Genomic DNA, 21,576 nt, shown 5'->3' on the forward strand with positions numbered 1-21,576 from the left:
GACTTTTACCGTTTATCCGGTGGTTTAAAAACCAGGATCCCAATCTACTTCGATAGTACGAGTAGCGAGATCGACTTTCTTGATAACCTGCCCATCGAGGAACGGCACAAGACGTTCCTTGATACCAAACGCATCTTTCAGGTTTGCCTTGATGACGATGACGTCATTCGAACCGGTTTCCATCATATCGACGACTTTACCGAGATCGTAGCCTTCAGTGGTCACTACCTGGCAGCCCATAAGGTCTTTCCAGTAGTAGGAACCATCTTCCAGCGCTGGCAACTGCGAGGAATCCACGACAATTTCGCAATTAGTCAGTAGATTCGCCGAATCACGATCGTCAACGCCTTTCAGCTTGATGATCAGATCCTGATTGTGGTGCTTCCAGCTTTCCAGCTGTACTTGCTGCCACTGACCCGCCTTCTGGATAAACCAGGGCTGATAGTCAAAAATGCTTTCGGCGTCTTCAGTGGAAGAAAACACTCTGAGCCAACCACGGATACCGTAAGAAGACCCCATTTTCCCCAAAACGATGGGTTCTACAGGAGCCTGTGCGGCGAGTTGCTTGCTCATCATGACCACCGTGACAGATTAAGCTGCTTTGTTTGCTGCTTTGATCAGCGTAGCTACGCGATCAGAAATAGTCGCGCCCTGGCCAACCCAGTGAGCGATGCGATCCAGATCCAGGCGAGTGCCTTCTTCTTTTTCGCTAGCGATTGGGTTAAAGAAGCCAACGCGCTCGATGAAGCGACCGTTGCGTGCATTACGGCTGTCGGTAACAACAACCTGGTAGAACGGACGCTTTTTAGCGCCGTGACGAGCTAAACGAATAGTAACCATAACATCCTCTTGTGTGAATAAAACACCCAGGCCCCATCGAGGAACGGAGCCCGGGTGTCATATTAAAAGCCCGAAAATTTTACTGATTTCTGGGGAAAATGCAATCAGCAGTTGATAACTCTGCTATAAAAGGCCGTCGGTGGTGCCGTCAGTTCGGTGCCGGTGTGCGCGCAGCCACCGGAGCGTACACGCAGTACGTGAGGATGGCGAGCACACCCCGGTGCCGAAATGGCAAACAAGCCAGGACGATTAGCGACCGGGGAAGCCGGGGGGCATCATCCCCTTCATACCACGCATCATCTTCGCCATACCGCCCTTCTTCATTTTCTTCATCATGCGCTGCATGTCGTCGAACTGTTTCAGAAGGCGGTTTACGTCCTGTACCTGCATACCGCAACCGGCAGCGATACGGCGTTTGCGGGAGCCTTTGATGATTTCCGGCTTAGCGCGTTCTTTCATCGTCATCGAGTTGATGATGGCTTCCATACGCACCAGCACTTTATCGTCCATCTGCGATTTCACGTTGTCAGGGATCTGCCCCATGCCCGGCAGCTTGCCCATCAGGCTGGCCATGCCGCCCATGTTTTTCATCTGCTTAAGCTGTTCAAGGAAATCGTTCAGATCGAAGCCGTCGCCTTTTTTCAGCTTGCTTGCTAATTTCTCTGCCTGTGCACGGTCAACTTTGCTTTCGATATCTTCGATCAGCGACAGCACGTCGCCCATGCCGAGAATACGTGAGGCAATTCTGTCCGGATGGAACGGCTCCAGCGCTTCCGTTTTCTCACCAACGCCGAGGAATTTAATCGGCTTACCAGTGATATGACGAATAGACAATGCCGCACCGCCACGGGCGTCACCATCGACTTTAGTCAGTACCACACCGGTCAGCGGCAGTGCTTCGTTAAACGCTTTCGCAGTATTCGCAGCATCCTGACCGGTCATGGCATCGACAACAAACAGCGTTTCTACTGGATTGATAGACGCGTGAACCTGTTTGATTTCGTCCATCATCGCTTCATCAACATGCAGACGACCGGCGGTATCCACCAGTAGCACGTCGTAGAATTTGAGCTTAGCTTCTTTCAGCGCGGCATTAACAATATCAATCGGCTTCTGGCCGACATCCGACGGGAAGAAGTCCACACCGACCTGTTCGGCCAACGTTTCCAACTGTTTGATCGCCGCCGGGCGATAGACGTCGGCAGAGACCACCAGCACTTTCTTCTTGTGCTTCTCGCGCAGGAATTTACCCAGCTTACCGACGCTGGTGGTTTTACCCGCACCCTGCAGGCCCGCCATCAGCACCACGGCCGGTGGCTGTGCCGCCAGGTTTAGCGTCTGGTTCTCTTCGCCCATCGCCGAAACCAGTTCGCTACGAACGATTTTGACGAACTCCTGACCCGGGGTCAGGCTCTTGTTAACTTCGTGACCAACCGCTTTCTCTTTTACGCGATTGATAAACTCACGCACTACCGGCAGCGCAACGTCAGCCTCCAGTAGCGCCATGCGCACTTCGCGCAGCGTCTCTTTAACGTTGTCTTCAGTAAGGCGTCCACGGCCACTGATATTGCGCAGCGTGCGCGACAAACGATCGGTTAAATTATCAAACATTGTCTCTCGCCTGAGGTGGAAACGGTCGGTCGCAACAGCGACACATCAACAGAAATTTGTCGCAGTATAACATGAAGCCGCCTTTGTTGTTATGCAACGGTTGGAGCAGCGGTCACGTAACGCTATACTGCTTTTCTTTATCCTTGGCCAACTGTCGACACCCATATGCCCGTTTTTGCTCTGTTAGCCCTTGTCGCCTATTCCGTCAGCCTTGCGCTGATCGTTCCCGCCCTGCTGCAAAAAAACAGCGGCTGGCGGCGTATGGCTATTCTTTCTGCGGTTATCGCGCTGGTCTGTCACGCGTTTGCCCTGGAAGCACGTATTCTGCCAGGTGGTGAAAGCGGACAAAACCTGAGCCTGCTGAACGTCGGTTCTCTGGTTAGTCTGATGATCTGTACTGTCATGACCATTGTGGCCTCGCGCAACCGCGGCTGGCTATTGCTACCGATCGTCTATGCGTTTGCATTAATCAATCTGGCATGCGCTACGTTTATGCCCAACGAATACATCACCCATCTCGAAGCAACTCCGGGCATGATGATTCACATCGGGTTATCGCTGTTCGCTTACGCCACGCTGATTATCGCCGCGCTCTATGCGCTGCAACTGGCATGGATTGACTACCAGTTGAAAAACAAAAAACTGGCCTTCAGCAATGAAATGCCACCGCTGATGAGCATTGAGCGGAAGATGTTTCATATCACCCAGATAGGCGTGGTTCTGCTGACGCTGACGCTGTGTACTGGCCTGTTTTATATGCACAACCTGTTCAGCACAGAAAATATTGATAAAGCCGTTCTGTCTATCGTGGCATGGTTTGTCTATATCGTTCTGCTGTGGGGACATTACCATGAAGGCTGGCGCGGACGTCGTGTCGTCTGGTTTAACGTCGCAGGCGCAGGTATTCTGACGCTGGCCTATTTCGGCAGCCGCATCCTGCAGCAGTTCGTGAGTTAAATCTTTAAGGAACCCTACGTGGAACACATCTCCACCACCACGCTTATTGTCACGCTTCTCATTATGGTGGTCATTTCCGCCTATTTTTCCGGTTCCGAAACCGGAATGATGACCCTGAACCGCTACCGTCTGCGACACCGGGCAAAACAGGGAAATCGTCAGGCAAAACGCGTTGAGAAATTACTTCGTAAGCCCGACCGTCTGATAAGCCTGGTCCTCATTGGCAACAACCTGGTGAATATTTTGGCCTCCGCACTCGGGACCATTGTCGGTATGCGTCTGTATGGCGATGCGGGCGTGGCAATCGCCACTGGGGTCCTGACCTTTGTGGTACTGGTATTTGCTGAAGTATTGCCCAAAACCATTGCCGCGCTGTATCCAGAAAAAGTGGCCTATCCCAGCAGCGTGTTGTTAGCGCCACTGCAAGTACTGATGATGCCGCTTGTCTGGTTACTGAATACCATCACGCGTCTGCTGATGCGGATGATGGGCATCAAAACGGATATCGTGGTGAGCGGTTCACTGAGTAAAGATGAACTACGCACGCTGGTGAATGAATCGCGCTCGCAAATCTCTCGCCGTAACCAGGATATGCTGCTGTCCGTGCTGGACCTGGAAAAAGTCAGCGTCGATGACATTATGATCCCGCGTAACGAAATCATCGGTATCGATATTAACGATGACTGGAAGTCTATCGTCCGCCAACTTTCTCACTCCCCGCACGGGCGTATTGTGCTGTACCGCGACTCGCTGGACGATGCCATTAGCATGTTGCGCGTGCGTGAAGCGTGGCGACTCATGGCCGAGAAAAAGGAGTTCACCAAAGAGACCATGCTACGCGCCGCCGACGAGATCTACTTTGTCCCGGAAGGCACCCCGCTCAGCACTCAGTTGATCAAATTTCAGCGTAATAAGAAGAAGGTCGGCCTGGTGGTCAACGAATATGGCGATATTCAGGGGTTGGTCACCGTTGAAGATATTCTGGAGGAGATTGTCGGTGACTTCACCACTTCAATGTCACCAACGCTTGCCGAAGAAGTCACGCCGCAGAATGACGGTTCAGTAATTATTGATGGCAGCGCCAACGTTCGTGAAATCAATAAGGCATTTAACTGGCATTTGCCGGAAGATGATGCGCGAACGGTAAACGGTATTATCCTTGAAGCACTGGAAGAGATCCCCGTTGCCGGCACGCGAGTGCGTATTGGGCAGTACGATATCGATATTCTCGACGTGCAGGACAATATGATTAAGCAGGTGCAGGTATTGCCGGTCAAACCGCTACGAGAAAGCGTATCTGACCAGTGAGGATAATCCAGACCGGGTAACGCATCAGCACTACCCGGTCTGAGGCTGATTAGCTTTTTGCTTTCGCCACAGACACCATTGCCGCGCGAATGGTACGTCCATTAAGGGTATAGCCTTTCTGCATGACCATCAGCACGTTACCGGCAGCAACTTCATCAGACTCAACCATTGCAATAGCCTGGTGTACGTTCGGGTCCATCGGCACATCGATATCCGCAACCACCTGCACGCCAAACTTCGCCACAACATCCAGCATCGACTTGCGGGTCAGTTCAATACCTTCAACCATCGCCGCCATCGCGTCATTATCTTTGTTCGCCACTTCCAGCGCGCGGTCCAGGCTATCCAGCACCGGCAGCAGTTCGTTGACGAATTTTTCCAACGCAAATTTATGCGCTTTTTCTACGTCCAGTTCGGTACGACGACGCAGGTTTTCCATTTCCGCTTTGATACGCAACACGCTGTCACGCTCGCGCGTTTCAGCTTCTGCAAGCTGAGCCTCCAGATTCGCAATCTTTTCATCGCGCGGATCCACCTGCTCAGCAGAAGCGTCTGATTCTACCGCCTCAACTTCTTCGTGCTGATCCATGATAATTTCTTCCGGGGCTTGCCCCTCAGGCGTTTTCTGTTCTTTACTACTCATGAATTTCTCCGCGTTTTTTTCGCATTCATCTCGCTAACCTGGATTATTATGGGGATAAGATTCAGGGTTTCAAGGGAAGTACTCACATTGTCACTAATCTTCGTTACAAGGACCTCGAGAAAATGAACAAACATTTCAAGTGTATTGGCATTGTGGGGCATCCACGTCACCCCACTGCACTGACCACACATGAAATGCTCTACCGCTGGCTGTGCGTCAAAGGTTATGAGGTTATCGTTGAGCAACAAATCGCCCACGAGCTGCAGTTGAAAAATGTGAAAACCGGTACGCTCGCAGAAATTGGTCAGCAAGCAGACCTCGCCGTAGTCGTCGGTGGCGACGGCAATATGCTGGGGGCTGCACGCACCCTGGCACGCTATGACATCAAAGTTATCGGGATTAACCGCGGCAATCTCGGTTTTCTGACCGATCTTGACCCGGACAATGCCCAACAGCAATTAGCTGACGTACTGGAAGGCCACTACATCAGCGAAAAGCGCTTTTTACTCGAAGCCCAGGTGTGCCAGCAGGATTGCCAGAAGCGCATTAGCACGGCCATCAATGAAGTTGTGCTGCACCCCGGTAAAGTGGCGCACATGATTGAATTTGAAGTCTATATCGATGAAATCTTTGCCTTCTCCCAGCGTTCAGACGGGCTAATTATCTCCACCCCGACCGGCTCTACCGCCTATTCGCTCTCTGCCGGAGGTCCCATCCTCACCCCTTCCCTGGATGCTATTACGCTGGTGCCGATGTTCCCGCATACGCTTTCCGCGCGACCGCTGGTAATCAACAGTAGCAGTACCATTCGCCTGCGCTTTTCTCATCGCCGCAACGATCTTGAGATCAGCTGTGACAGCCAGATCGCCCTGCCTATCCAGGAAGGTGAAGACGTATTGATTCGCCGCTGTGATTATCATCTGAACCTGATACACCCAAAAGATTACAGTTATTTCAATACATTAAGCACTAAATTAGGCTGGTCAAAAAAATTATTCTAATTTAACGTCAACCTCTTTACTGTATAAAAAACCAGTTTATACTGTATGTAATCACAGTTATGGTTTTTCATACAGGAAAACAACTATGTTGGCACAACTGACCATCAGCAATTTTGCTATCGTTCGTGAATTGGAGATCGATTTCCAAAGCGGAATGACCGTCATCACCGGCGAGACCGGTGCGGGTAAATCCATTGCCATTGATGCTCTCGGGTTGTGTCTGGGCGGGCGGGCAGAGGCCGACATGGTGCGTACAGATGCCACACGCGCCGATCTGTGCGCGCGCTTCTCTTTAAAAGATACCCCTGCGGCGCTACGCTGGCTGGAAGAGAACCAGCTTGAAGAAGGTCGTGAGTGTTTGTTACGCCGCGTAATCAGCAGCGACGGACGCTCCCGCGGATTTATCAATGGCACTGCCGTTCCCCTGTCACAGCTCCGTGAACTGGGCCAGTTGCTTATTCAAATCCATGGCCAGCATGCACATCAACTCCTGACAAAATCGGAACACCAAAAGTCCCTGCTTGATGGTTACGCTAATGAAGCATCCCTGATTCAGGAAATGTCCGCGCGCTACCAGCTTTGGCACCAAAGCTGCCGCGACCTGGCGCATCATCAGCAACAAAGCCAGGAGCGCGCTGCCCGGGCGGAACTGTTGCAATATCAGTTAAAAGAGCTGAACGAATTCAACCCCCAGGCAGGCGAGTTTGAGCAAATTGATGAAGAGTACAAGCGTCTGGCTAACAGCGGGCAGTTGCTCACCACCAGCCAGCAAGCGCTGGCGATCATGGCAGACGGCGAAGACGTTAATCTGCAAAGCCAGCTGTACACGGCAAAACAGTTGGTTAGTGAACTGGCGGGAATGGACGGTAAGCTCTCCGGTATTCTGGACATGCTGGAAGAGGCGACAATCCAGCTCAGCGAAGCCAGCGATGAGTTGCGCCACTATTGCGATCGTCTGGATTTAGACCCTAACCGTTTGTTCGAACTTGAGCAGCGTATTTCCAGACAAATTTCATTGGCGCGAAAGCATCATGTTGCCCCTGAAGCGCTGCCACAGTTTTACCAGTCCCTGCTTGATGAGCAACAGCAGCTTGACGATCAGGCTGACTCGCTCGAAACCTTAACCCTGGCGGTAAACACGCACCACCAGCAGGCGCTGGAAACGGCAAAAATGCTGCACCAACAGCGCCAGCATTATGCTCAGGAATTGGGGAAACTCATCACAGAAAGCATGCATGCTCTCTCGATGCCGCACGGTGTCTTTTGCATTGATGTGAAATTTGAGGAACACCATCTGAGCGCAGACGGTGCCAATCGTGTGGAATTCAAAGTTACCACTAACCCGGGTCAGCCGTTACAGCCGATTGCGAAAGTCGCTTCCGGTGGTGAGTTGTCGCGCATTGCGCTGGCTATTCAGGTGATTACCGCGCGTAAAATGGAAACTCCTGCGCTGATTTTCGATGAAGTCGACGTTGGTATCAGTGGTCCGACGGCAGCGGTTGTGGGTAAGCTACTGCGTCAATTGGGTGAATCAACCCAGGTGATGTGTGTGACTCACCTGCCGCAGGTTGCTGGCTGCGGTCATCAACATTTCTATGTCAGCAAAGAAACTGACGGCGCAATGACCGAAACACACATGCAGCCGCTGGATAAACGCGCTCGCCTGCAGGAATTAGCTCGCCTGCTTGGCGGTAGCGAAGTGACACGTAATACCCTCGCAAATGCAAAAGAACTGCTGGCGGCATAAACTTTTTTACCTTGTGACGGTCTGAGTTCAACATAAAATCGCCGACCGACCCGACAGCAAAAGGTTTTAAAGTGGTGAAAGGTCTATTATCATCGGCATATTACATATGAGCCGCGTACTGCTCGGGCCCGAAAAGGAATCAAATCACTATGCGCTGTAAAACGCTGACTGCTGCTGCAGCAGTACTACTGATGTTGACTGCAGGCTGTTCCACTCTGGAGCGAGTGGTTTACCGCCCTGACATCAACCAGGGAAATTATCTGACACCTACCGATGTCGCCAAAGTGCGTACAGGTATGACGCAGCAACAAGTTGCTTATGCACTGGGTACACCAATGATGTCCGATCCTTTTGGTACTAACACCTGGTTTTATGTGTTCCGTCAGCAGCCAGGGCATGAAGGCGTTACTCAGCAAACGCTGACGCTGACCTTTAACAGCAGCGGCGTATTAACCAACATTGATAACAAACCTGCTCTGACCGACAACAAGTAGGTTTGATAGATCAAAAAAAGGTGCTCAATGAGCACCTTTTTTATTGTCTGTTATTTTTTAGCGGATTTCTCTGCTCGCTGCCTGCGCAGTTCTTTCGGATCAGCAATCAATGGCCGATAAATTTCCACCCGATCGCCGTCATGCAAAACATCAGCAAGCTTAACCGGACGGCTGTAGATGCCCACCTTATTTTTGCTGAGATCGATATCAGTACGTAGCTCCAGCAATCCCGAAGCGCGAATCGCCTCTTCGACGGTTGCGCCCTGCTGCAACGTCACGCGCTGCAGATACTGTTTCTCGGGCAGCGCGTACGCTACTTCAACGACAATTTTAGCCGACGCTGACACTGTAAACCTCTTTCGCGCGAACCGTGAAGGCCTGTACCATATTAGAAGCCAGCTCTTTAAAGATGCGGCCAAACGCCAGTTCGATTAACTTATTGGTGAACTCAAAATCGAGATGAAACTCAATACGACACGCTTCATGACTTAGTGGCGTAAACTTCCAGCCGCCAATCAGTTTCTTGAACGGTCCATCGACCAGATGCATCAGGATGCTCTGGTTACTGGTCAGTTGATTACGCGTGGTGAACGTTTTGCTGATCCCTGCTTTCGAGACATCCACAGCGGCCGTCATTTGCCCCGGAGTCGACTCCAGGACGCGGCTTCCGGTGCAACCCGGTAAAAACTGAGGATAGGATTTAACATCATTCACTAACTGATACATCTGTTCCGCACTGTAAGGTACTAAAGCGGTCCGGCTAATCTGAGGCATAACAATTTCCATCAATATCAATCGTGCAAATAATACCATTTATCATCCGCTAAAAAAAACGCTATAGCCCAACTCGTGCTAAGATAGCGCCTTGCGCCCCGCTGGATGAAATGGGGTGTTTTTCAATTCCAGATTACCTATACTGAGCGGCATTATGACGAAGAAAAAAGCACACAAACCTGGCTCAGCCACAATCGCGCTCAACAAGCGCGCACGACACGAATACTTTATTGAAGAAGAGTTCGAAGCTGGACTCGCACTGCAAGGCTGGGAAGTCAAATCCCTGCGCGCAGGAAAGGCCAATATTGGCGATAGCTATGTCATTCTCAAAGACGGCGAAGCGTTCCTGTTTGGCGCCAACTTCACGCCGATGGCCGTTGCCTCAACGCACGTCGTGTGTGACCCTACTCGCACCCGTAAGCTTCTGTTAAACCAACGCGAACTTGACTCCTTATATGGACGCATGAATCGTGACGGTTACACCGTCGTGGCACTTTCGCTGTACTGGAAGAATGCCTGGTGCAAAGTCAAAATTGGCGTCGCAAAAGGGAAGAAACAGCACGACAAGCGTTCCGATGTAAAAGAACGTGAGTGGCAGTTGGACAAAGCTCGTATTATGAAAAATGCAGGTCGATAAATCCCCTCTCAGCGGCCAGTCTCTCATCATGAGGCTGGCTCTTATTGTTTAGTTATTGAAACCCACCCATTATATTCACCAAAATTATAGTTTTTACACCGCTGAATCGTTCAAACCTAAAATAGTATTTTCATTATTTTATCGGGTCCATAGCTTAATAAAATAAAACTTCAAGACCGTATCGTTTATATTTTACGCCTCACCAATAACACTATTATTACTGGTGTTTATTAGATTTGTAAAAAACCACAAAGAAGAAAAACAACTTTATATACAGCGAGTTAGATTTCAACAACAACCAAAACACGTACTGGAAAGTATCCTTTTCAATTACCTCAATGTATTTTTAATATAGATAATTTGCGTAATACATCCTTTCTGACTATATCATCTAATACGAAAGAACTATTCAGACTCAGGGGCCCTGACGTATTCGAAAAACAAACTGATACCTGCGTGACCTAATCAATGAAACCACATGTGCAAACTCATCTATACGATGAACGGGCACCTGTCAGCTCATTCTCCCAACACGCTATTGTGGATTAATACTCTCGGCCTGCCATCAGGAGTGAATATATGCGTCTACTCGCCGTTGTATCAAAATTGACTGGTGTTTCCACAAATATTGAAGCTTCAGAAGTCACGCTCAATTCACCTTCCATCGTGAAGCTGTCTGTTTCTCGTGAAGAAATCAGTCAGCTTACCCGCGTAAATCAGGATCTGATTGTCACACTCCGCTCTGGTGAAACTATCACAATTAAAAACTTTTACGTTGGCAAAGGTGATGAACAAAGCCAGCTCGTACTTGAAGATAGTAACGGCGCACTATGGTGGGTTCAGGATACGGATGGCGCATTCCACTATCAGCATCTGGACGATCTCACCCCATTGATGGCGAGCGAAGGCAGTCATGAAGGAGGCGCAGTTTGGCCCTGGGTTCTTGGCGGGATCGCGGTCGCTGGCGGAGTTGGCCTCGCTGCAGGTGGCGGCGGTGGCGGTGGCGGTGGGGGGAGCGATAACAACGCCGGAAACGATAATGGTGGGAACGGCAATAGCAATGGCAATGGCAATGGCAACGGCAATGACAATGGCAATGGCGATGGTGGCGATCCGCCGACAACAACCCCTAACATGCCAGACGTGCCCGTTATTACCAGCGTGATCGATAATCAGGAGCTGATTACAGGTCCTGTCAATCAGCAGGAATCCACCAACGATAATACGCCTACTCTTCAGGGCACTGGTCCCGCAAATGCCACCTTACATATTTTTGATAACGGTGTCGAAATAGGACAGGTCACTATCGATGCCAACGGCAACTGGACGTTTACTCCATCTTCCCCGCTCGCGGAAGGCGCTCACCAGTTTACGGTCAGCGCATCAAACAATGCGGGCAGCAGCGCAATCTCAGACAGTTGGGTCATTACCGTCGATACCACCCCACCTGCCGCCGCAGTAATTTCTTCAGTGAACCTGGAAGGCACCATGGTGACGGGTAGTGCAGAGCCCGGAAGCACTGTCACCATCATTGGCAGTAACAACCAGGTTCTGGGTTCAGCAATCGTCGGTTCAGGCGGCACCTTCACTATTGGCATATCACCCTCGCAAACACATGGTGAAACGCTGACAGCAAAGATTCAGGATGAAGCAGGCAATATCGGGCCAGATACCTCATTCAGTGCCTCAAATTCCGGTTATCCAGGCGTCCCCGTGATTGTCAGCGTTATGGATGATGTCGCGCCCTCCGTTGGGTCATTGACCAACAATCAGTCCACTAATGATGCGACCCCAACGCTTTCCGGAACAGCTGACGCCAACAGTACGGTTAAAATTTACAATAACGGGGCATATATCGACAGCGTCGTCGCCGACAGCAACGGTAGTTGGGACTGGACCTCCAGCACAAACTTGCGGGACGGCTCATACGCCTTCACCGCTACGGCAACCAACCACCTGGGTACGGGGGGAATATCGACGGCATTCAATATCAATATCGATACTCAGCCGCCGTTATCACCAGACAATCTGAACGTATCTGCCGATGGTGCTGTCGTCACTGGTACGGCTGAACCCGGCAGTACCGTGACTATAACCGACAATAATAATCATTTAATCGGCAGTGGCGTTACCGGGCCAGATGGCTCGTTTACTATCACCATAAACCCACCACAAACCAATGGCGAAACCATAGCCGCTATCGCTACCGATCCAGCAGGAAACCCGAGTTTGCCAGAAACAGCACTCGCTCCCGATATCACCGCCCCGCTACCGCCCGCAAACCTGACAATCAATAACGCGGGCGATGAGGTTTCCGGCACGGCAGAGCCCAACAGTACCGTACATATTCTCAATCCTGGTGGCACTATCATTGGCACGACCACCGCTGATGCTGACGGAGATTTCACCGCCACACTGGTTCCGCCACAAACGAACGGCGAACATCTTGTCGCCAATGCAACGGATGCAGCAGGTAATACCAGTGATAACACAGCAGTCACCGCACCAGACAGCACCGCCCCTGACGCACCGACAGGGGTAATTGTCGCCGGGGATGGTGGTTCAGTCAGTGGACATGCTGAAATCGGCAGCACTATCACCGTAAAAGACAGCAACGGGAATACGATTGGCGTGGGTCAGGCAGACAGCGGCGGTCATTTTGCCGTGTCGATCACCCCGTCACAAAACAATGGTGAAACGGTAAAAGTGACCGCAACGGACAGCGCAGGCAACGAAAGTCTGCCCGCTTCCGCGTTGGCTCCGGATATTACCGCGCCAGACCAACCGATTATTATTGCCGTCTTAGATGATGTTCCCGACGTCATCGGAAAAATTGATAACAACACGCTGACAAACGACGATAAACCGGAAATTAAGGGCACCGCCGAAGCGGGCTCGCAGGTAAAAATTTATGATAATGGCACCCTGCTAGCCACCGTTACCGCCGATATCAATGGTAACTGGGACTACACGCCGACCACCGCGCTGAGCCAGGGCGCACACGTGTTTACGGTTACGGCAACTGATGCCGCCAACAACACCAGTAGCGCCGCCAGCTGGAAAATCATTGTCGATAGCGTCGCGCCGACCGTCCCGGTTATTACTCTGATTAGCGATGACGTCGGAACCATCACCGGTAACATCGCGAATAACAACTGGGTAACCAACGACAACACGCCGACCCTCTCCGGGACCGGCGAGCCAGGCTCGCTGGTGAACCTGTATGATAATGGTTTGCTGATGACGGTGATGCTCATCGACAAGTCAGGTACCTGGAGCTATACCGTCCCGGACAACAAGCAGCTTGCCGATCGCGACCATCATTTTACAGTATCAGCAACAGATGCCGCCGGTAACGTCGTCACCTCCCCCGTCACTGTCACCATTACCGTTGACACCCAGCCTCCTGGGGCTCCGGTTATTTCAGCCGCCACAGATGACATCGGCAATGCACCCGTTGACTTGCCTTCTGGTAGCCGTTCAAACGATAACCTGCCGTCACTGAAGGGGACCGGAGAAGTTGGCTCCACCATCACTATCTACGATGGTGCCACACCGATTGGAACGACCACCGTTGTGGCCGGAGGAAGCTGGAGTTTCCCGGTCACCCAGCCACTTAGTGAAGGCTCGCACACGTTGTCAGCTATCGCGACAGACGCGGCGGGTAACGCCAGTACCGCCGGAAGTTTCATGCTGACTGTCGATACAACACCACCCGCGGCCCCGATCATCACCTCAGCGGAAGGGCTTATTGGCATTGAAACTAAAGCACTGAGTAATGGCGGCAGCACGAAAAGCGACAACCCTAAACTGTCCGGAACAGGTGAGCCGGGTGCGACAATTACGATTTATGAGAATGGCGGCCTCGCCGGCATCACTACCGTACAGCCAGACGGCACCTGGACATTTACCCCGACCTCACTTGCCGATGGGCCGCATAAATTCACCGCCACGGCGACCGACGCGGCGGGCAACACAGGGATCCCATCGGCGGGCTTTACGCTGACGGTGGATAATCTGCCGCCAACGCAACCGCTCCCGCCCACCATTACGGACGACGTCAATCCGATAACCGGGGTCGTGACAAACGGCATGACTAACGACACCACGCCAACGTTCAGCGGCACGGGGAGTGTCGGCGATCTCATTACCCTCTATCTTAATGGCAACTCTTCGTCGCAGGGTACCGCAACGGTTGGGGCAGACGGTAGCTGGAGCTTTACACCATCAGTGCCACTTCCCCAGGATGTTTATCAGGTGACCATTACGGCGACCGATCCTGCTGGCAACGTCAGCCCGCCATCAGATGCCATCCTCCTGGAGATCGATACAACGCCCTCTGCCTCCCCTGTTATTCTTGCCGTCAATGATAATGTCGGTGGTTTCCAGGGCGATCTTGCACCTGGCGCAATAACAGATGATACGACGCCAACTATTCGCGGAACCGGCACTGACGGCGACACGATCACGCTGTACAACGGCAGTACGATTATCGGTACCACAACGGTGGTTGGCACCACCTGGAGTATTACTCCTGGGACGGCACTGGCAAACGGAAGTTATACGCTAACGGCCATTGCAACCGATGCGGCGGGGAACGCCAGTACCCCATCAAACAGCGTAGCGTTTACGGTTAGCAGCACCGTGCTGACCCTACCGCAGGTTACAGATATTGAAGATGACGCTGGCGTCATTATCGGTTCATTGACCAACGGTAGCATCACGGATGATACCACCCCAACAATAAGCGGGACCGGTGCGCCGGGCAGTACGGTAGTCATTTTCGATGGCGGCAATCCCATTGCCGAAACCCTCGTTGCGGCGAATGGTAGCTGGAGTATTGAGATTACGCTGACGGGCGATGGCCCGCACACGCTGACGTTCGGCGCCAGGGATCCCGCGGGTAATTCCCTGGCGGCAGGAAACCCTGTGATGTTGATACTCGATACGCAGCCTCCTGCCGAGCCAATCGTCACCTATGTTGACCCGAACGGCACGCTGGTGAGCGGGACAGCCGAGCCGGGCAGTACCGTCATCATCAGAAATGGTACCACGGTACTGGGTCAGGGCATTGCGAACAGCGTTACAGGTGTCTACACCGTCACGATATCACCCGCACAAACTACGGGGCAGAATCTGAATGCAATCGCCCAGGATCAGGCGGGCAATAGCAGCGACCCTACGCCGTTTAACGCGGCCACTTCCAGTATTCCGCATCCGCCAACTCTCGAAATCATTGATGATGTCTCTCCCGTTACAGGAGTGATTGGCAACGGTAAATCCACCAATGACACCTCACCGCTGTTACAAGGAACCGCCACGGCAGGAGCAACGGTTACAATTTATCAGGATGGGAATGTAATCGCTACGGTCACCGCCGATGCCGTTTCCGGCGCATGGCGCTATCCATTATCCACTCCACTGACAAACGGCACGACCTACAATTTCACCGTATCGCAAACTGTAAACTCAGAACCCAGTGGGTTGTCGCCCAATTACGCCATCACTATCGATACTGCCGCCCCACAAGCCCCCGCGATCACCAGTGTGATTGACGACGTGTTACCAGGTACAGGATCGTTAGATACCGGACAAATTACCAACGATGCACGCCGACCTTCAATGGAACTGGCGAAGCGGGTGCGACTATCACCCTTTACGATAAAGGTATCGCGATTGGCACAACCACCGTGAGTGGCAGCGGATACTGGAGCTATACTCCGACAAATGGGTTGGGAGAAGGCGAGCATATCTTTACCGCACGCGCAACGGATGCGGCAGGCAACCAGGGCGATCCCTCCAACAGCTTCCGGGTTATTGTCGATACGTTAATCCCAAGCGCGCCCTCTATTGTGACGGTAACGGACGACGTCGGTACCCCGCAATCTCTTACATCCGGACAGCTAACCAACGACAACACCCCAACGCTTGCTGGCGTCACCGAGGCCGATTCAGTGGTTACCATTCGCGATAATGGCGCGGTAATTGGCACAACCACCAGCGATGAAAACGGCAACTGGAGCTTTACACCGGCTCCAGCACTTAGTGAAGGCAATCATTCGTTAACCGCAACCGTCACGGATGGCGCTGGCAATATCAGCCCGGCAAGCCCACCTTTCGTTCTGGTAGTTGATACGCTGCCGCCCGCGGCGCCGAACATTACCTCGGTGATTGACGATCAACCCGGCAACACATCGCTGACTAACGGACAATTGACTAACGATGCACAACCCACGCTGAACGGCAAAGGAGAGATCGGCGCATCTATCACCATCCGCGATAAAGGCGTTGATATTGGTACAACCCAGGTTGATGAATCCGGCAACTGGAGCTTCACGCCGGATGCCCCACTGACTCAGGGGCAACACATCTTTACCGCCGTTGCCACCGACCAGGCGGGCAATATGGGTGGGGTATCTTCGTCCTTTACCCTCGAACTGGATTCTATCGCCCCACAGCCCCCCATCATTAGCACGGTGCTGGACAATACGGCGCCCACAACAGGCGCGATAACCAATGGGCAGACGACAAACGAAACACGTCCGGCACTGAGTGGCACGGGCGAAGTGGGAGCGACCATTACCGTTCTGAGCGATGGTCAACCCATTGGCACTACCACCGTGGGTGCGGGAGGTATCTGGAACTTTACCCCAACGGATGCTCTGAGCAACGGACCACATACATTGACCGTCACCGCGACCGACAGTGCAGGTAACACCAGCCTTGCGTCGAACGGCTTTGGGCTCATCGTCGATACCATATCGCCGGGTATACCCGTCATTTCTCAGGTCGCAGATGATGTCGGCCCGCTGACGGGCAATCTGAACAACGGCCAGGCCACAAATGATGCGCAACCCACGCTCAGTGGTACGGCAGAAGCCAATTCCACGATCAAAATTTATGACAATGGTACCTATCTCGGTACCGCTCCGGTAGACGCCAATGGAGCCTGGAACTTCACGCCAACAGCCGGACTTGGAAATGGTAACCATGCGCTCACGGTGACCGCCACGGATGCAGCCGGAAACGTCAGTCAGTCATCCGCCGCATTTAACATCATTGTGGATACCGTTGCCCCGCTTGCCCCCACCATTATCCAGGCCGTCGATGATGTACAGCCCGGCACCGGGACTCTGTCCAGTGGAGCCTGGACCAATGACACCCGTCCGCTGCTCAGTGGCTCAACGGAAGCGAATGCCCGGGTCGCGATTTACGATAACGGCACGCTGCTGGGGACGGTAACAGCCACAATAGATGGGACGTGGGAATATCTGCCATCCACACTGAGCAACGGCCAACATACATTCACTGCTATCGCCACCGACGCCGCAGGCAATATCGGTGCCACCTCAAGCGGATTTATTATTAATATCGATACGACCCCACCGCCAATCCCACAACTGATCTCGGTCATAGATGACATCGCAGGGGGAGTTTTCAATACAGCGCTGGACAATGGGCAGCTAACCAACGATGCCCGCCCAACGCTCAACGGTACCGCCGAAGCCGGTAGCACTGTCAGCATCTATGACGGGAACACTCTGCTTGGTACTGCGCTGGTGCAAGGCAATAATAGCTGGACATTTACTCCGACCACGCCGCTCGCGACCGGGTCCCATACCTTCACTGTAACCGCTACCGATGCGGCAGGTAATACCAGCGGCGCAACAGCAGGTTTTACCGTGGTGGTGGACACCACAGCCCCGGCACAGCCTTCAATAAGTAGCATTATTGATGATGTTGGCCCCAACACCGGTGCGATTGGCAGCAACCAGCCCACCAATGACTCACGCCCAACCCTGAACGGATCCACAGAGGCCAACGCGCGAGTCGATATTTATGATAATGGCAGTTTTGTTATCAGCGTAACGGCTGACAGCACCGGCAACTGGAGTTACACGCCGTCCACTGCTCTGGCTCAAGGGGCTCATTCTTTTACCATCACGGCGACAGATGCGGCGGGGAATACCAGTGGATTATCGTCTGCGGCAGCCATTGTGGTCGATACCATCGCGCCCGGTGTTCCAACCGGGCTGGCGGTCAACGCCAATGGTACGGCGTTAACCGGCGTGGCCGAAGCGAACAGTACGGTCATTATCACCTCTGGTAGCGGAACGGTACTCGGCACCACGACAGCGAATGCTTCCGGTAACTTCACCTTTACCCTGAATCCACCGCAAATTAGTGGGCAAACGCTGCTGGTTAGCGCACAGGACGCCGCAGGCAACATCGGTACGGCGGGTAACGTACTGGCCCCGTTTACCGGCGTACCGCCTGCGCCAGTGATCTCCAGCGTATTCGATGATGTCGGCACTATCACGGGCCTGGTCACCGCCGGGAAAACCACGAATGATACCCGCCCAACACTGAGCGGAACTGCGCAGGCAAACGCCGTTATCAACCTGTATAACAACGGCACGTTGATGGGGAGCACAACCGCAGACGGGAATGGGATCTGGAGCTTTACCCCATCCGGTGCGCTCAGCGAAGGCAACCACGCGTTTACTGCCAACGCCACAAATGCCAACGGCTCGAGCGTTTTGTCTGGCTCGTTCAGCGTCATTGTGGATACCACGCCACCGCCACCTCCTACGATTCTGATCAGCGCCGATGGCGGAACAGTGAGCGGCATTGCCGAAGCCGGCAGTACGGTGACGATATCCCTGCCTGGCGGCACCAGCGTGACAGCGGTCGCCAACAGCAGTGGCGTCTACAGTGCCACCTTGCCTGTACGCCAGATTGAAGGTCAGTCGTTATCTGCAACGGCAACCGACGCGGCAGGTAACACGTCATCGCCTGCCAGCGTCATCGCGCCGGTACTCCCCCTGCTGGCTGAAGATAATGTCACCCGTTTGCCGCTACAGACTGACGTGACAATCAGAACTGAACATCAAAGCGATTACGGTTTCCTGCTGGTGAACGCACTGGGTAATGTCGCCAATGTGCTGGGTAACGACACGGCAAGTGTTAATTTCAGCATCCAGTCTGGCGGTAGTGGCTCCATCACCATTAACGCCGCGGCGACCGGCATTGTGCTGTCACTATTAAGCTCAATGGAGATTGTTATCCAGCGCTATGACTCCTTGCTCAACACCTGGATAACCGTGGTCGATACCTCAAAACCCAATTTTGCCAGTTTGCTGACCATCGGAGCCTCTGGAGTGACGCTCAATTATGATGGGCTGACAGGCGGGGATTATCGCGTGGTCAGCTTCAACACTAACCTGCTGGCGACTGGCGCATATACTAGCCTGGACGTTGCCGTGGTGAAAACCAACGGCGGAACCATCACTGGGGGGACCACAGAATCCGGTAACATCATCACCGATACCGATCCAACTAACGGTCAAGATAACGCCCCTTCCGGCACGCTGGTCACCGCTATCACTGACGGTAACGGCAACGTCGTGAACGTCCCGGCGGGCGGCATTGATGTGCAGGGGAAATACGGCATTCTGCATATCAATCAGAATGGTAGCTACACCTATACCCTGACCAATACGTCAATCTCAGTGTATGGCCGTTCCGAAAGTTTCACTTACACGCTAACGCATGGTAGCGATCACTCCTCAGCAAAACTGGTGGTCACGCTGGGTCAGGCCCCGACCACCAGTACGGTAACGGCGGCAGACGATGTGGCTGCGCTGACTTACGGGACGCAGGTCATCGCAGTCGACAACCATCCATCACAACAAACCGGCTTCACGCTCGCCAGTGTTGGTTTGGGACAATTGCTGGATGTCAGCCTGGTCAACGGTTTGACCAACCCGATTAAATTCAACGTTGATGACGGCGCGACCCGAACGATAACGGTTCAGGCCAGCGTACTTGGCGTAACGCTGGGCGGCTTTGATCTCTATGTCTACCGCTTCAACGAGTCTATTCAGCAGTATGAGCAGTACCGGGTACAACCGAACTGGGTAACCGCCCTACTGAGCGGCAATTCACCGGCGTATACCATTACGCTGCCGGGCGGTGACTATCTGTTCCTGCTTAACGCTTCCGGCGGCCTGACGCTGCTGACCAACTATACCCTGAATATTCAGGCCGATCACACCTACGCCGTCGACAGCCTGAGTGCGGCAACCAATGGAAATCTGCTGGCCAACGACTCGGCTCCGGCTAATACCGTTATCACCGAAGTGAACGGTGTCGCCGTTAACGCACCGGGCACTACCACCATTAACGGACAGTACGGCACGCTGACTATTGATGCAAAAGGGAACTACACCTACACGCTGAAAAGCGGACTGGGCGCAGACGGTATCAGCACACCGGACAGTTTCGTCTATACGGTCAAAGCCCCCAATGGCGATACAGGAAGCGCCTCGCTGAACATTACGGCGACCCCGCAAGCGCTGGACGCAGTAAATGACGTCAGCAGCATGATGGCGGTAAGTACCATTCAGGACTCTACGGCATATGGAAGTGGCGCGCTGGGCACCGCGACAATTCCGACGCTGGGGAGCAAAGCAACCGGTACAGGTTCGTTTGATATCGCAACAAATGACGTACTGAAAGGCGCCACGCTCAACTTCAGCATCGGCACACTTATCACCGTCGGTACGCTGGGCGTAACCTGGACAATCACCGGTCCTGACGGATTCTCGCTTTCTGGCTCTGTACCCGCCAGCTCTATCAGCCTGTTAGGCAGTTCAATTGCCGTCTCGCTGGGTAATGCTGAGCTAGCCGCTGGTCATTACAGCATCAGCTTCACAGGAACAATGGGGGGACTGGCCGTTGGCAACGTCAGCATTACGCCAAACGTCACGGGTACGACATGGCACCTCAATACCTGGGACGTTAACACCACGACGGTGAATGGCAATATTTTTGATGGCAGTGATGCCGCTGGCGCGCACGATCAGCTCTCAACCGTCCATACCCAGCTCACTGTCACCGGTTTTAACGGCAGTACCGCCACCCTCAATCCGGCCGGCAGCGCCAGTAGCGCAACAATTCAGGGTCATTATGGTTCACTGACTATGAACCTGGATGGCTCATACATCTACACGCTGAAGCCGGGTACAACCGTAGCGTCGATGCTCAGCAAAGAGACCTTTACCTATACGCTGAACGACCAAAACGGGCACACGGACACCGCTACGCTGACCATCAATATGAACCCGCAGATGGCAAGCACCGCACAGCATGACGTGATCACCGGATCGGTCTACGGCGATACGCTGATTTATCACCTGCTCAATGCCAACGACGCTACCGGCGGTAACGGGACTGCGGACAACTGGACCAACTTTTCACTGGCTCAGGGCGACAAAATCGACATCGGCGACCTGCTGGTAGGCTGGAACGGACAAAATGCCACGCTCGGCAACTACCTCACAGTGACCACCAGCGGTAACAACACCATCGTGTCCATTGATCGCGACGGTACAGGCAACACGTACCACACCACTAACCTCGTAACGCTGGAGAACGTACACACCACGCTCGATGAGCTGATCCAACAAAATCACATTGTGACCTGAAACGAACGCCATACCGCTATAACGATATAACAACAGCCCCGGATGCCATGACGTCCGGGGTAATAACAATCGTCA

14 protein-coding genes are annotated in these 21,576 nt (G+C 53.1%); 8 read left to right on the top strand and 6 right to left on the bottom strand.

The features are described from left to right. Nucleotides 1-24: 24 nt before the first annotated feature. The 3 genes from rimM to ffh all read right to left on the bottom strand — a co-directional run bounded on the left by rimM (nucleotide 25) and on the right by ffh (nucleotide 2,451). Nucleotides 25-573 carry a ribosome maturation factor RimM gene (gene rimM / locus OGY19_RS00190; RefSeq protein WP_003031230.1) on the bottom strand — a complete coding sequence of 183 codons (549 nt, stop codon included), beginning with the start codon at nucleotides 571-573 and terminating at the stop codon, nucleotides 25-27. An 18-nt stretch (nucleotides 574-591) separates the two neighbouring features. Next, nucleotides 592-840, bottom strand: coding sequence for a 30S ribosomal protein S16 (gene rpsP / locus OGY19_RS00195; RefSeq protein ID WP_003031228.1), 249 nt, complete (start codon nucleotides 838-840; stop codon nucleotides 592-594). A gap of 249 nt (nucleotides 841-1,089) precedes the next feature. Then, nucleotides 1,090-2,451, bottom strand: coding sequence for a signal recognition particle protein (gene ffh, locus OGY19_RS00200; RefSeq protein WP_115601633.1), 1,362 nt, complete (start codon nucleotides 2,449-2,451; stop codon nucleotides 1,090-1,092). A gap of 165 nt (nucleotides 2,452-2,616) precedes the next feature. On the opposite strand from ffh, the gene OGY19_RS00205 reads away from it, so the two are divergent. Together OGY19_RS00205 and OGY19_RS00210 are read left to right on the top strand one after the other, a co-directional pair. Then, nucleotides 2,617-3,408 (top strand): cytochrome C assembly family protein, encoded by a 792-nt coding sequence (locus OGY19_RS00205; RefSeq protein ID WP_048212939.1) that lies wholly within the window; start codon nucleotides 2,617-2,619, stop codon nucleotides 3,406-3,408. Nucleotides 3,409-3,426: 18 nt separating this feature from the next. After that, complete coding sequence (locus tag OGY19_RS00210) at nucleotides 3,427-4,716, top strand: HlyC/CorC family transporter (RefSeq protein ID WP_101742785.1); 1,290 nt, start codon at nucleotides 3,427-3,429, stop codon at nucleotides 4,714-4,716. A 49-nt stretch (nucleotides 4,717-4,765) separates the two neighbouring features. On the opposite strand, the gene grpE is transcribed toward OGY19_RS00210, so the two are convergent. After that, entirely contained in the window at nucleotides 4,766-5,359 is a 594-nt protein-coding gene (gene grpE, locus OGY19_RS00215) for a nucleotide exchange factor GrpE (protein WP_048212941.1), read from the bottom strand. Nucleotides 5,360-5,481: 122 nt separating this feature from the next. Here grpE and nadK point away from each other — a divergent pair, with 122 nt between their 5' ends. The 3 genes from nadK (at nucleotide 5,482) to bamE (ending at nucleotide 8,601) form a co-directional block, all read left to right on the top strand. Beyond that, a complete protein-coding gene (nadK, locus tag OGY19_RS00220) occupies nucleotides 5,482-6,360 on the top strand; it encodes an NAD(+) kinase (protein WP_005130436.1) in 879 nt (292 codons plus the stop codon). 85 nt (nucleotides 6,361-6,445) lie between these two features. Next, entirely contained in the window at nucleotides 6,446-8,107 is a 1,662-nt protein-coding gene (gene recN / locus OGY19_RS00225) for a DNA repair protein RecN (RefSeq protein WP_286596179.1), read from the top strand. 149 nt (nucleotides 8,108-8,256) lie between these two features. After that, a complete protein-coding gene (gene bamE / locus OGY19_RS00230) occupies nucleotides 8,257-8,601 on the top strand; it encodes an outer membrane protein assembly factor BamE (RefSeq protein ID WP_003826401.1) in 345 nt (114 codons plus the stop codon). Nucleotides 8,602-8,651: 50 nt separating this feature from the next. On the opposite strand, the gene OGY19_RS00235 is transcribed toward bamE, so the two are convergent. Further along, a complete protein-coding gene (locus tag OGY19_RS00235) occupies nucleotides 8,652-8,948 on the bottom strand; it encodes an RnfH family protein (protein ID WP_003839823.1) in 297 nt (98 codons plus the stop codon). Continuing rightward, the gene (ratA, locus tag OGY19_RS00240) at nucleotides 8,932-9,375 is read right to left on the bottom strand and encodes a type II toxin-antitoxin system toxin RatA (protein ID WP_003031213.1); all 444 of its coding nucleotides are present in this window, start codon (nucleotides 9,373-9,375) and stop codon (nucleotides 8,932-8,934) included. Before ratA ends, OGY19_RS00235 begins: the two co-directional genes overlap by 17 nt. A gap of 154 nt (nucleotides 9,376-9,529) precedes the next feature. On the opposite strand from ratA, the gene smpB reads away from it, so the two are divergent. The 3 genes from smpB (at nucleotide 9,530) to OGY19_RS24520 (ending at nucleotide 21,501) form a co-directional block, all read left to right on the top strand. Continuing rightward, nucleotides 9,530-10,012 carry an SsrA-binding protein SmpB gene (gene smpB / locus OGY19_RS00245; RefSeq protein ID WP_003031211.1) on the top strand — a complete coding sequence of 161 codons (483 nt, stop codon included), beginning with the start codon at nucleotides 9,530-9,532 and terminating at the stop codon, nucleotides 10,010-10,012. 579 nt (nucleotides 10,013-10,591) lie between these two features. Beyond that, nucleotides 10,592-15,706, top strand: coding sequence for an Ig-like domain-containing protein (locus OGY19_RS24515; RefSeq protein ID WP_502873215.1), 5,115 nt, complete (start codon nucleotides 10,592-10,594; stop codon nucleotides 15,704-15,706). Next, on the top strand, nucleotides 15,661-21,501 hold the full coding sequence (locus tag OGY19_RS24520) for a BapA/Bap/LapF family large adhesin (RefSeq protein ID WP_502873217.1): 5,841 nt from the start codon (nucleotides 15,661-15,663) through the stop codon (nucleotides 21,499-21,501). Before OGY19_RS24515 ends, OGY19_RS24520 begins: the two co-directional genes overlap by 46 nt. Nucleotides 21,502-21,576: the final 75 nt, after the last annotated feature.

The organism is Citrobacter sp. Cy070 (genome assembly GCF_030332245.1).
Classification (GTDB): domain Bacteria; phylum Pseudomonadota; class Gammaproteobacteria; order Enterobacterales; family Enterobacteriaceae; genus Citrobacter; species Citrobacter youngae.

What these genes read in the sequence shown, in the direction of transcription:
- rpsP (WP_003031228.1), bottom strand. Translation starts at nt 840, where the DNA reads ATGGTTACTATTCGTTTAGCTCGTCACGGCGCTAAAAAGCGTCCGTTC.
- ffh (WP_115601633.1), bottom strand. Translation starts at nt 2,451, where the DNA reads ATGTTTGATAATTTAACCGATCGTTTGTCGCGCACGCTGCGCAATATC.
- grpE (WP_048212941.1), bottom strand. Translation starts at nt 5,359, where the DNA reads ATGAGTAGTAAAGAACAGAAAACGCCTGAGGGGCAAGCCCCGGAAGAA.
- bamE (WP_003826401.1), top strand. Translation starts at nt 8,257, where the DNA reads ATGCGCTGTAAAACGCTGACTGCTGCTGCAGCAGTACTACTGATGTTG.
- ratA (WP_003031213.1), bottom strand. Translation starts at nt 9,375, where the DNA reads ATGCCTCAGATTAGCCGGACCGCTTTAGTACCTTACAGTGCGGAACAG.
- rimM (WP_003031230.1), bottom strand. Translation starts at nt 573, where the DNA reads ATGAGCAAGCAACTCGCCGCACAGGCTCCTGTAGAACCCATCGTTTTG.
- recN (WP_286596179.1), top strand. Translation starts at nt 6,446, where the DNA reads ATGTTGGCACAACTGACCATCAGCAATTTTGCTATCGTTCGTGAATTG.
- nadK (WP_005130436.1), top strand. Translation starts at nt 5,482, where the DNA reads ATGAACAAACATTTCAAGTGTATTGGCATTGTGGGGCATCCACGTCAC.
- OGY19_RS24515 (WP_502873215.1), top strand. Translation starts at nt 10,592, where the DNA reads ATGCGTCTACTCGCCGTTGTATCAAAATTGACTGGTGTTTCCACAAAT.
- OGY19_RS00205 (WP_048212939.1), top strand. Translation starts at nt 2,617, where the DNA reads ATGCCCGTTTTTGCTCTGTTAGCCCTTGTCGCCTATTCCGTCAGCCTT.
- smpB (WP_003031211.1), top strand. Translation starts at nt 9,530, where the DNA reads ATGACGAAGAAAAAAGCACACAAACCTGGCTCAGCCACAATCGCGCTC.